This is a genomic window from bacterium (assembly GCA_022616075.1).
In the GTDB taxonomy this organism is placed as follows: Bacteria; Acidobacteriota; HRBIN11; order JAKEFK01; family JAKEFK01; genus JAKEFK01.
The window spans coordinates 1-11,339 of record JAKEFK010000275.1; the positions used below are offsets into that span (position 1 = coordinate 1).

The 11,339-nt window shown below is 48.7% G+C and carries 11 protein-coding genes; 7 read left to right on the forward strand and 4 right to left on the reverse strand.

Features of this window, described 5'->3' with window-relative positions; all coding sequences use genetic code 11:
- The first annotated feature begins 293 nt into the window (after positions 1-293).
- Together sixA and L0156_22750 are read left to right on the forward strand one after the other, a co-directional pair.
- Positions 294-776 carry a phosphohistidine phosphatase SixA gene (sixA, locus tag L0156_22745; GenBank protein MCI0605815.1) on the forward strand — a complete coding sequence of 161 codons (483 nt, stop codon included), beginning with the start codon at positions 294-296 and terminating at the stop codon, positions 774-776.
- Positions 773-1,360 (forward strand): lysophospholipid acyltransferase family protein, encoded by a 588-nt coding sequence (locus tag L0156_22750; protein MCI0605816.1) that lies wholly within the window; start codon positions 773-775, stop codon positions 1,358-1,360. Before sixA ends, L0156_22750 begins: the two co-directional genes overlap by 4 nt.
- On the opposite strand, the gene L0156_22755 is transcribed toward L0156_22750, so the two are convergent.
- The 4 genes from L0156_22755 to L0156_22770 all read right to left on the reverse strand — a co-directional run bounded on the left by L0156_22755 (position 1,341) and on the right by L0156_22770 (position 6,737).
- A complete protein-coding gene (locus tag L0156_22755; GenBank protein ID MCI0605817.1) occupies positions 1,341-3,692 on the reverse strand; it encodes a hypothetical protein in 2,352 nt (783 codons plus the stop codon). The genes L0156_22750 and L0156_22755 overlap by 20 nt on opposite strands.
- A gap of 43 nt (positions 3,693-3,735) precedes the next feature.
- Positions 3,736-5,295: a Ppx/GppA family phosphatase gene (locus L0156_22760; protein MCI0605818.1), complete on the reverse strand. Its 1,560-nt coding sequence runs from the start codon at positions 5,293-5,295 to the stop codon at positions 3,736-3,738.
- Positions 5,296-5,354: 59 nt separating this feature from the next.
- Entirely contained in the window at positions 5,355-5,708 is a 354-nt protein-coding gene (locus tag L0156_22765) for an STAS domain-containing protein (protein MCI0605819.1), read from the reverse strand.
- Between the two features lie 87 nt (positions 5,709-5,795).
- On the reverse strand, positions 5,796-6,737 hold the full coding sequence (locus L0156_22770) for a CHAD domain-containing protein (protein ID MCI0605820.1): 942 nt from the start codon (positions 6,735-6,737) through the stop codon (positions 5,796-5,798).
- 469 nt (positions 6,738-7,206) lie between these two features.
- Between L0156_22770 and thrC the strand changes: the two genes are divergently transcribed.
- The 5 genes from thrC to L0156_22795 form a co-directional block, all read left to right on the forward strand.
- Positions 7,207-8,445 carry a threonine synthase gene (thrC, locus tag L0156_22775; GenBank protein MCI0605821.1) on the forward strand — a complete coding sequence of 413 codons (1,239 nt, stop codon included), beginning with the start codon at positions 7,207-7,209 and terminating at the stop codon, positions 8,443-8,445.
- Positions 8,436-8,711, forward strand: coding sequence for a MoaD/ThiS family protein (locus L0156_22780; protein ID MCI0605822.1), 276 nt, complete (start codon positions 8,436-8,438; stop codon positions 8,709-8,711). The genes thrC and L0156_22780 overlap by 10 nt, the downstream gene beginning before the upstream one ends.
- 20 nt (positions 8,712-8,731) lie before the next feature.
- Complete coding sequence (moeB, locus tag L0156_22785; protein MCI0605823.1) at positions 8,732-9,892, forward strand: molybdopterin-synthase adenylyltransferase MoeB; 1,161 nt, start codon at positions 8,732-8,734, stop codon at positions 9,890-9,892.
- A gap of 7 nt (positions 9,893-9,899) precedes the next feature.
- Positions 9,900-11,042 carry an aspartate kinase gene (locus L0156_22790; protein MCI0605824.1) on the forward strand — a complete coding sequence of 381 codons (1,143 nt, stop codon included), beginning with the start codon at positions 9,900-9,902 and terminating at the stop codon, positions 11,040-11,042.
- A 52-nt stretch (positions 11,043-11,094) separates the two neighbouring features.
- On the forward strand, positions 11,095-11,339 hold a 245-nt coding region (locus tag L0156_22795; GenBank protein MCI0605825.1), incomplete at its 3' end, for a hypothetical protein.

Consider the following 11,339-nt stretch of genomic DNA (forward strand, 5'->3'; position numbering starts at 1 on the left):
CAAGACAGTTAAAATCGAGTCTGACCCTTGTACAAGGGTCAAAAAGAAACTTTCTGAGTGCCCTCACTCATCGTTTACACTGTCCATTTTTCAAAGAACAACTTCGTCTTTTCAGACAAAAACCCCAACGCATAGTCCTGTTGGGGACAATTTCGTAGTATAAACAGCCAAAAAAGAGAAGTCAATCCTTTTCTTTCTGTGTGCCAAAGTGATGAGTAATGAGTGACGAGTATTGCAGGCGGTCTCATTGCTCATTACTCATTGCTATGGCACTTTATTGAGGAGGTGAAAAGATGAGAATTTTTATTCTTCGACACGCGATCGCAGAGGATTCGGCGAAAGGGGGGGACTCCCAACGGGCTCTCTCGGAAGAAGGGCGGAGAAAGATGCGGGATGCTGCAGCCGGCTTTGCGAGGCTTGAACTGGAGATCGATGCTATTTACTCGAGTCCACTTGTTCGGGCGGTCCAGACAGCAGAAATTCTGGCCAGAGCCATTTCCTACAGCGCGAAGATCGAGACGATGCAGGAACTTGCTCCCGGGCATTCACCCGAGTCGGTCGGCAACAGGCTTCGCTCGCTGAAAAAATCGGGTAACATCGTATTGAGCGGGCATGAGCCGAATTGCAGCGAGCTAGCGTCCTTTTTATCAGGAGGGGCACAAATCGAATTCAAGAAAGGGGCTATTTGCCTGATTGAAACCGAATCAACCACAGCAGGTTCCGGGATACTCATCTGGCATCTTTCACCGCAAGTTTTGCGATTGATGAAATCATGAAGGAAAACCGGCTGCCCACGCAGCCGAACGCAGCAATGCGACTGGCCGGCGCCGTTATCTTGAAACTGTCCGGCTGGAAAATTGAAGGCAATTTCCCTGACCTCCCCAAAGCAGTAGTGATCGCCGCTCCACACACCTCGAATTGGGATTTCATCATTGGGATCGCCGCAAAATCAAAACTTCAATTGAAAATTCACTGGCTGGGAAAACATACTCTTTTTCGCAAACCTTTTGACCGCTTCTTCCGGTGGCTCGGTGGAACTCCGGTGGAAAGAAATTCTTCGCAGGGCATTGTGGAACAAACGATCGAATTGTTTCGAAGTCAGGAACAGTTCCTGTTAGGGCTTTCACCGGAAGGAACAAGAAAAAAAGTCGATCGCTGGAAGACAGGTTTTTATCAAATCGCCAAAGGAGCCGGTGTTCCGATCATTCCTGTTGCTTTTGATTATTCCAAAAAGATTGTCCTGATCGGTAAACCTCTGGAAGCATCCGGATCCACGGAAGAAGATTTTCAAAGACTGCGAGCATTTTATGCTGATGTGAAAGGAAAAATCCCGCAGAACTTCAACGCGAATTTCTCTTAAACGCCAGGACCACAAGAACCACAAGTGTCGCTATGGAACATGCCGTTCCCCGCAGAACAGATTCAGGGAGATATGCTTTTTTGATGTGATGCCTTCCTTTTGGAACCGCAATTGAAAAATAGATTGCGTTCGCTTTTTTCAACAACACTTCTTTACCATTCATCAAAATTCGCCAACCGGGATAGTGGACATCCGTGAAGACCAGATAGCCGTCGCACCTCGCCTCCACAATGTAATTCTGTTTCTGCTTGCGGCGCTCCTGCTGTAGGATGCGGAATTGGGAACAATCATCCTCCAACTTCTTCCCGTTCTTCACAAGAACCACACATTCCACGGGATTGTATTCCGGCTTTGTCATCAATTGCAGAGCTTCCGGAAACGAATTCGCAACCATGGAACGGGACACGAATGTGAGCGGAGTTAAAGCGTCTTTGTTGGCGTAAAGATAGAGCGGCGAGCCATGGAGACTGAGAATTTTTGTGATTAGAGAAACGCCCTCATCGTTCACCATTTCATCGTTAAGCATTTCATCGTTAAGAATGAGAGTTACTCCCGATGCTGATAATATCTTCAATTTCCGGGGCCAGGGCAGTGAATCCAGCACCAATCTCATGTAATTCAATTCAACCAGGGCGGACCCATCCAGATCATCATGAAAAATAACCGGGATTTCATACTTGGAAGGCAGATAGCTTACTAGCATTTCCTGGCGAACCCAAAATCGCCAGAAAACATCCTCGGACGGAGTGCGCAAGCGGGAAAGGTCAACTTTACTCGAACGGTAAAGCTTACCCTCGTTTATTTTGCCCTTCACTAGAGTGGCCAGTTTTGGCGTGTTCGTCAACAGCTCCGCAGGGGCAGACATATTGATGGAAATTCCAGAGACTAACAGATCCAGAAGCAGAGTCATCGCAACGGCGGCATGCGCCCAGCGATACTTTCTTATATAGGCGATACAGATACAGGCCAGCGTCCAGAGGTAAAAGCAGTGTAGGACTGCATTCGCTATTCCCCTTTTTATTTGCGGGTTCAGAGTTTGGTTGAAAACCGTTTTGCTGATTGGATCTGCCCACACAAATACAAAGATCACCATAAACAGAAGAACGATTTCGATTGCCCAAAAAATAACAGTGATGGTTTTTGAAATTTTGTTTTGATCCGTAAAAAGAATTTCGGAACCAATCGCCGTAAGCAAGCTCAAAGGCAGGAGCACTACGGTTAACAGTTTTACCGGAAAACGGAAGGGGGACCTGAAGGAGAAAAAATCAAAAATCCAGGAGAGCCCTGGAAGATAACGCCCGAGCGCAAGAAGAATGCATACCAGTATCAAAGTAAAGAGAAACAATCGCAAAGATCGCGGAAAGTCTTTTCTTTTTTGGTTCAAGAACGTTCCGGCAACGGCCAGCGCCAGACTCGTGAGACCGAAATAAACGCTCAGGATGAAAGGAAGTTCTCCTTCCAGATTTTGTCCCCAATAAGAGGTTGGAGAGATCGAGTCGTATTTCCCCAGCATTCCTGGAAAGATAAATTCGAATATGCGATAAGGATGTAGCGACCACGCCATGGTGGAATCGAAACCGAAGCCTGTGGCTCGAACTGTGAACCGGCTGAGTTCCAGAGCGGGAAGAATTTGAATCGCGCAGAGCGCAATTGTGAGAAAAAAGAGTGCAGCCCATTTCAGGAAAATTCTCCCAATGCCGGCTGGATACCGGTAAAAACAACTCCAACCGAGCAAGGTGATAAATGTAATCATCGATAATTCCGGAGCGCCAGCCAGCATTTGAAAGGATGCTGCAAAAACGGAGCAGAGCCACCATTTCCGTTTTCCATGCAGCAGATATAGATGCCAGAAACAGAATAAAACCGGCAGATATGACAGGGCGATAAACCAGTTCAGAAGGTTGATCGCGGACAGCATATATCCGGAAAAACCATAGATCACAGCCGCAATAAAGCTCGATGGCTGACGCAGCGACAACGTTCTGCAAAAAATGTAAACAGCCAGCATGGCCATAAGATGATGCAAAATGATTTCGATCGTGAGCGCTCTGGGACCGGAGAAAAATAAATAAAGCAGGTTGGAAGGATACAGCGCCATGTTGTTTGGATTTCCCAACAGCGGTTTTCCTCCCTGTAAATACGGATCCCATAGCGGCAATTCCAGCTCTGAAAGGTATTCTGCGACCAATTCTCTTTTTGGAAGAAAGTGTGAATGAAGATCCCGGTAGTAGAAAACTTCTCCGAAAAAAACAGGCCTGAAGAAAAAAAGAAGCTCGATCAGGAGGAGCCCCCAAACCGGTTTCTCTTTGAGGGTTTGTAGTAGCGAATTCATTCGCTACCATCATAGCGACTAAAGTCGCTACTACAAACTGGCGTCAGCTTGCGGTCGCGCGAATGGCAGCTTCGCTGCTCTCCACGTGAAAATCGATTTGTTTCAGTTTGAGCGTTTTTTGAAGCAGTCCGGCCCGCTCCATGGCGGCGCGAAGCGGAATGAGCGCAGGCTCTTCCGCCAAGATGGAAACGGAGAGATGTTTGGGGCTTTCTTTCTTCGCTACAATTTGAGTGATCACTTGATTGTGCTGGCGATCCATACCGTCCACCACACGCAAAATTCCGGTTAAGAATTTAACGACTCTGCGCTCCTTTTTATTGAGTTGAGCGAGATAGTTGTCTTTCTTTTTCGGTTTTTTGCCGCGATGGTACGCAATCGTGGATGCGATCATATCGATCTCATGAGGTTGGAAACCGATCAGATTTGCATGATGAATGATGTACCAGCCGTGTTTGTGATGCGCCGGATAAGAAATGACGCGACCGATATCATGCAAAAGAGACGCATATTCGAGCAGCTCCCGTTCCGCCGCGCCATAAGGATGGAAGGGAGAAATTGCATCGAAGAGCTGCAGGGCCAATCGCGACGTATGGTCGGCGTGTTTGCGATCGATGTCCCAGCGGTTCAGCAGATTCAAAACACTCTTGCTTCGCAACTCCCGTGCCTGCACTTTTGCCGGCTCGGTGGGCACTTTGCGAATCAAATAATCTGAAATCAATCCTTCCCTTAATGCGCGATCACACAGAATTAGTTCGTTTGCGCGGCATCGCTCCATCACCATTTCAATCAAGACCCCGCCGCCGACCGCTTGTTCGGCCCTTTTCTTATCCAGTCCGGCCATTTTCAGCCGTTCTTCCACAGTCGTTTTCTGCAACTTCTCATTGACCTCTTCCAGCTCATTGATGGTAAGAATATTCTTTCCTTTGCCGTTTTTTCGCGCCGCCCGGGCCAATTCTCCGAAATGCAGAATAGTGCCCGAAGTTCCGATGAAAATATCTGGATTCAGATCCTGAATTTTACGGCTCAAAGGATTGAGTCTGCGACTCAGCCATTTCTGCAAGGACTTGACCTCTTTGGGAGAAGGCGGATCCTGCTTCATGAAGCGTTCCTGAAGACGGATCACGCCGGCTTTCATCGATTCAGCGAAATAGATATGCCGGGCATCCGCTACGATCAGCTCCATGCTTCCGCCGCCGATATCAATGATTAAAGCTCGCTGATCTTTCAAATCGATCACATCGCGAACAGCCAGTGTGATCATTCGCGCTTCTTCTTTGCCGGAAAGTAAACGGATCTCGATACCTGTTTCTTTCTTGACCAGCTCCATAAATTCCCGCCCATTCTGCGCCTCCCGCACAGCACTGGTGGCAGTTGTGATGATTTCATCCACGTGATGCGTGTCCGCAATGGACTTGAACGCTTTCAGAGCCGCGAGCCCGCGATCAATATTTTCTTGAGGTAAACGTCTTTTTAGAAGGCTCCCTTTCCCCAGAAAGACCATTTCTTTCTCACGATCGATGATTTCAAAAATCCTGTGCTGTTCCACGCGCACAATCACCATATGAATGGAGTTGGTTCCGATATCAATTGCTGCTAATTTCATAGTATTATCGTATCATAACGATTTTTTTTCCCGCGGCCATCTCTGAGGAAAGAGCTCGACTAACTCTGTTGAATACGAGTTAATGCAGCATTGAGATCCTGTTCGATCGGCAAAATCTCATGCACGCAGGCCATCTCCAGAACCTTCCTTACGTTGGGTTGAGGATTCAAAAGGATCATGGGAACACCATGCGTTTTCAGGGCTTTGGCGCCCGAGATCAGCATTCCGATACCAATCGATGTAATGAGTGTGACATCGGACAGGTCAATGATCACGGGTTTTCTTTGAGTCGCGGTAAAAACTGTAAATTTCAGGTGGACTTCCTGAACGCCCGGTATGTCGAGGCGTCCGGAAAGATAGACGCATCCGATATCGGGGGCTATCCATTCATGTCTTACTTCTAAGAATTTCATCTCCATACAACATAGTACTCGGGCTTTGCATCTGAAAGGTTACGCCCAGTAAAATTCTAGAAAACAGATGTGTAAATTCTCGAGAAGTCAGGAGATTTTCTGGCCAACCGGTTCCTCCTGGGGCATTTCTTCGATTTCCGGCGCGGGAGCATCGGCTGCCTGCACGACTTTTCTTGGCATGGGACGGATATCTTCAGGAGTGTTGTCCAGGATTTTTTGCAGCAAAACTCTTACGCGCGGATATAGCTTCACTTTTCGAGCGGTTACGACCTGGATGGCATTTTGCAGTGCCTCAGGAATCAAAGTTAAGCGTGGATCGTTCCACTTCCGAGCCTCTTCCTGAATCAAATTCACAAATACGAACAAATCGTGGATCTCACCTAAAAGTTCTTGCAATCGTTTGATTCGCAAAATGAAATGGCCGATTCCCCGATGGCGCAAGCGATTGTGGATTTCCAGCGCATACCGGAATTTCTTTGTCAGAATTCGCAGCTCGTGGAGCTGTTCATCATTCATCTGTTCCGATAGAGTAAAGTTGTAAAAGTCCTCCGCTCTTCGTTGAAGAACTTCCTGGCTCGCGGGAATTGCCATCCGGGATCCTTTCAAGCGCTCTAAAAATTTCTCATAGGGAGTAAATCTTCCCGCCTTCATTTGTTTGTTGACTTTCTGCTGCAGCTTTCGCTTCCTGTTATCGAGCGAATGAACAAGAAGCTCGGCGGCAAGAGGGGGAATCAATTCTTCGACCTGGAGTTTTTCCGTGAGCTTTTGATTTACTTCAGTCTCGCGGAGCTCACCCAGGCGACTGGTAATTTTCTTCGCAGGACGCCGCAATCTCCGGTAGGAATTTTGCGGCAAAGTAACCTCCAGATAATCGAGTACTTCACGAGCGCGCCGGGAGGAAACACGGAGATCGTGAACCGTTTCCTCATCAGGATGCTTCAGCAATTCATCGCGCAAATCCAGTAAATGCTGAAGGCGCTTGCGCAGCAGATTCGCTTCTCGAACGCTTAATACAACTAAATCAGCCATAAGTCATCAGAACGGAAATGCAAAATTATCCCTTTATTTTCTTACGTACGCAACTGAGAACGCAAATGCGGGATCGTGCTATATTTCTCCCCCTTATAAAGGGGGAGATGAAGAGGGGGTTTGTCCGTAGGATTCCTTCCAAACCTCCCCTTCAATCCCCTCCTTCATAAGGAGGGGAAACCCGAGCAACGCACAAATAGCATAGTATTCCGCGCGCCTACGGTTGACAAAGCCGGATCTAATATGTTCATATATTCATGCATATGAACCAACAGGTTTTCTGTCAACGCATGATAATGCGCACGCCGGAGAAATGGAGCTCCGGATTTGCGTGTTGTTGCTGCCTCTAACAGAAATCCTGGCAAGGTTCCTGGGTTAAGCACTAATTCATAGGGCCCAATCCGGCAAGCAACTTGCCGGGTTGGGCTTTTTTATTTTCGACTTATTTTTGATGGTAGGAGGAACGAATATGGCTGAGGACCTCAAGTGCAGGGAGTGCGGAAAAGCTTATTCCGCGCAACCTGCAGCCATGTGCGAAGAGTGTTTTGGTCCTTTGGAATTCAACGTTGATTATTCGCAGCTCGCGGGCATTTTGACGCGCGAGAAAATCGCGCAACGGGCGAAGAACATGTGGCGTTATCGTGAGCTCTTGCCCATAACGAATGTTCCGGCTCCGGGTGCATCTATAGGATTTACTCCGCTCGTTGTCGCGAACAATTTAGCGAAACACTGGGGTGTTCAAGAACTCTATATAAAAAATGATGCAGTCAATTTTCCTTCCCTTTCCTTTAAAGACCGGGTCGTTTCTGTTGCCATTGCGAAAGCAATCGATTTCGGTTTCAAAGTTGTTGGATGCGCTTCCACCGGAAATCTTGCGAACGCGGTTGCCGCGCAGGCGGCGGCGTGCCGGCTGAAAACTTGCATCCTGATTCCTTCCGATCTGGAGCCGGCAAAAATCACCGGGACGCTTATTTACGGCGCAAATCTGATCGCGGTCACGGGTAATTACGATGAAGTGAACAGGCTCTGCACTCAAATTGCCGAGCGATATCAATGGGGATTCGTGAATGTGAACTTGCGCCCTTACTACGCGGAAGGATCCAAAACTTACGGATTTGAAATTCTGGAGCAACTCGGTTGGAAAACGCCGCAGCACATCATTGTGCCGATGGCAGGCGGATCACTAATTACAAAAATCCAGAAAGCGGTTCAGGAATTTCAAAAGCTGGGTCTGATTGAACAGTCCCCGTGCAGGATCTACGGAGCCCAGGCCGAGGGCTGCGCGCCGATTGTCAACATGGTGAAACAAGGACTGGACCGATTGCGTCCTGTAAAACCGAATACGATTGCAAAATCTCTCGCCATCGGCAACCCCGCGGACGGAATTTACGCGGCCCGAGTCATGCGCCAGAGTGGCGGAACCGGAGAGAGCGCAACAGACGATGAAATTGTTGCGGGTATCCGCCTGCTGGCAACCACCGAAGGAATTTTCACGGAAACCGCGGGCGGAGTGATGATTGCCGCAGCCGAAAAACTCATTCGCTCAGGAAAAATTCCGCCGGACGAATCGATCGTTTTGAGCATCACAGGAAACGGGTTGAAAACACAGGATGCCATCACGGGATCCGTAAAAATTACAGCAACCATCAAACCAACATTTCAAGATTTTCAACGCACTTATGAACAAGGAGGTGAAGCATGGCAGTAGCAGTTTTAATTCCTACTGTGCTTCGGAAACACACTGCGGGAAAGGATCAGGTCGCTGCGCAGGGTGCAAGCGTGCGAGAAATTTTGCGTGACCTGGAAACACAGTTCCGGGGTTTCACTCAAAATCTGTATGCAGAAGATGGAGACCTGAAACCATTCATCAATATTTACGTGAATGAAGAAGACATCCGGTTTCTTCAGGATCTGGATACGCCCGTTCAATCCAATGATACGGTCACGATTCTTCCCGCAATTGCTGGCGGCTAAGTAATTGAAGGAGGTAGAACATGAGCATTACGGCAAAAGGTTTGCTTGCAAATTTGCGCGGTCAGATTGAAGAACTATCGCCTGAAGAAGTTCAATCAAAAATAAACAAGGGAGCCAGGGTGATCGACGTCAGGGAAGCGGATGAGTTCAGGCAAGGCCATCTCCCCGGCGCAGCTTTTATTCCGCGTGGATTCCTGGAATTACGGATAGAAGAGGCTGTGCCGGACCGCGATCAGGAAGTCATCCTTTATTGCGCCGGCGGAAGCCGCTCCTTATTTGCAGCTCACAATCTGCAAGAGCTTGGCTACAGGAATGTCAGATCCATGGCCGGTGGGTTTCAACGATGGAAGGAAAAAGCATTTGATGTGGTGATTCCCGATACGCTTTCAGAGAACCAGCGGTTGCGTTATCAACGCCATCTCATCATTCCTGAAATTGGCGAGAAAGGCCAGCTCAAACTGCTGAGAAGCAAAGTGTTGTTGATCGGAGCGGGCGGACTGGGATGCCCATCTGCGCTGTATCTTGCTGCTGCCGGAGTTGGAACGCTCGGAATTGTAGATGATGATCGCGTAGAGGAGAGCAACTTGCAGCGGCAGGTTTTGCATCCAACGAGCAATGTGGGACGCCTGAAAGTGGACTCCGCGAAAGAATCTTTGCTCGCGCAAAATCCCGCAATCCAGATTCGCACACATGCAGAAAGGATCACAGCAACGAATGCGGCGGATATTTTGAAAGACTACGATCTCGTGATTGATGGCACAGACAATTTTGTCACCCGCTACTTAATGAATGATGCGTGCGTTCTGCTGAAAAAACCAAACGTGTACGGAAGCGTTTTTCGTTTTGAAGGACAAGTATCGCTGTTTGTCCCGGGCGAGGGGCCCTGCTATCGATGTTTGTATCCGGAGCCGACTCCCTCGGAGCTCGCGCCTTCTTGCCAGGATGCGGGAGTGCTCGGCATCTTACCTGGCATTATCGGTTTGCTGCAGGCCACCGAAGCGATCAAGTGGTTGCTCGGCATTGGCAATCCACTCGTTGGACGTTTATTGCTGTACGATGCGCTGCAATCCACGGTTCGGACATACAGGCTTCATAAGAATCCGAAATGTCCTGTTTGCAGTGAACATCCATCGATTACGAAACTCGAAGATCTCGAATGGTCGTGCCAGATCGGCGTGTGAGGAAACCATGATCGTAATGAAATTTGGCGGAACTTCCTTCTCCGACCTGACTGCATGGCATCGGGCGATTTCCATTGTGAAGACAAAGGCTGCGCAGGAGACTGTGATTGTGGCTTCAGCTATCCGGGGAATCACCGATGAACTCGCGGCGTGCGCCGACAACGCTGCCCAAGGCAACAAAAGAGAATTGCAAAACGGCTTCGAACGTATTGCTTCTACTCATTTCGAGTTTTGCGATAGTCTCCGGCTCGGAAAGCAGATTCGGCAACAAATCGGGTTGGGGCTCCGGGATCTAAAACTTTGTCTGGAAAGTGTAATCACGCTGAACGAATTAACCCTGCGCACGCGGGACCAGATCCTGGCTTATGGAGAAGTGTTTTCCAGTATCTTGCTCACAGCGGTTTTGCAAAAACTCGGAGTCGATGCAGTCTTTGTAGATTCACGGGAAATAGTCGTCACCGATGACCGGTTTTCCCGCGCAAGACCACAGGTTGAGATTTCAAAGAACCAGACACGCGAGAGATTGATTCCACTGCTACGCAACAAAAGGATTCCTGTTTTACCAGGCTTCATTGGAGCAACCAGAACGGGTCAGACAACCACTCTTGGTCGCGGAGGATCCGATTTTTCCGCTTCCTTGATTGCCGGCTGGCTCCAGGTAGACGAATTGCAAATCTGGAAGGATGTGCCAGGCTTCATGACCGCCGATCCGAATGTGGTGCCGGATGCTCAGACCATTTCCTTCTTGAGTTATGAAGACGCTGAACAACTATGCCGGTATGGCGCTAAGATTCTGCATCCTCTGGCAGTGCGTTATGCAGCGCGGAAGCGGATCCCGATTCGCATTCTTTATACCAGAAATCCAGAAGAACGAGGGACGTTAATTTCCTCCGATGGGCTCCTGAGATCACCGGAAGTAATAGGAATCGCTGCGCAAAAGCATACGGGAAGAGTCATTGTGATTGGCGATGGATTGCGCCATCCATTGATTGCGGCGCAGATTCTGAAAAGCTGCCGGGGAGTCCAGATTCTGCGAATATCCCAGGACACCTTGCGGTCAAGAATGATTCTCGTCACCGCTCAAGGAGACACGGAACGAGCCATACGACAAATCCATGCAGGTGTCAAAACCATGAATTTTGAGGTCTAAGTCGCCAAGTCGCCAAGTCGCTGACCTATGATTAGTTCTTCTCCGGACAATTATGGCCAGTTATTACAGTCAACACGCCGTTGCGGTAAAGCACCAGATCATGGCTGCTCTTGACAAGGACGTCGTGAAACGCCTGCATAAAATCGAACCCTGGAAGCATTTTCTGATCGTTGGCTGGCAGTACCTATTACTGGCAGGCGCTACGCTGGGGCTGATTGTGAACGACAATCCCTGGATCTGGATTCCCCTGGCTTTCATTCAAGGATTTACAATTTTCAACTTCACAGTGCTTTTGCA

What these genes read in the sequence shown, in the direction of transcription:
- L0156_22765 (MCI0605819.1), bottom strand. Translation starts at nt 5,708, where the DNA reads ATGAAATTCTTAGAAGTAAGACATGAATGGATAGCCCCCGATATCGGA.
- L0156_22755 (MCI0605817.1), bottom strand. Translation starts at nt 3,692, where the DNA reads ATGAATTCGCTACTACAAACCCTCAAAGAGAAACCGGTTTGGGGGCTC.
- moeB (MCI0605823.1), top strand. Translation starts at nt 8,732, where the DNA reads ATGAGCATTACGGCAAAAGGTTTGCTTGCAAATTTGCGCGGTCAGATT.
- L0156_22780 (MCI0605822.1), top strand. Translation starts at nt 8,436, where the DNA reads ATGGCAGTAGCAGTTTTAATTCCTACTGTGCTTCGGAAACACACTGCG.
- L0156_22790 (MCI0605824.1), top strand. Translation starts at nt 9,900, where the DNA reads ATGATCGTAATGAAATTTGGCGGAACTTCCTTCTCCGACCTGACTGCA.
- sixA (MCI0605815.1), top strand. Translation starts at nt 294, where the DNA reads ATGAGAATTTTTATTCTTCGACACGCGATCGCAGAGGATTCGGCGAAA.
- thrC (MCI0605821.1), top strand. Translation starts at nt 7,207, where the DNA reads ATGGCTGAGGACCTCAAGTGCAGGGAGTGCGGAAAAGCTTATTCCGCG.
- L0156_22760 (MCI0605818.1), bottom strand. Translation starts at nt 5,295, where the DNA reads ATGAAATTAGCAGCAATTGATATCGGAACCAACTCCATTCATATGGTG.
- L0156_22750 (MCI0605816.1), top strand. Translation starts at nt 773, where the DNA reads ATGAAGGAAAACCGGCTGCCCACGCAGCCGAACGCAGCAATGCGACTG.
- L0156_22770 (MCI0605820.1), bottom strand. Translation starts at nt 6,737, where the DNA reads ATGGCTGATTTAGTTGTATTAAGCGTTCGAGAAGCGAATCTGCTGCGC.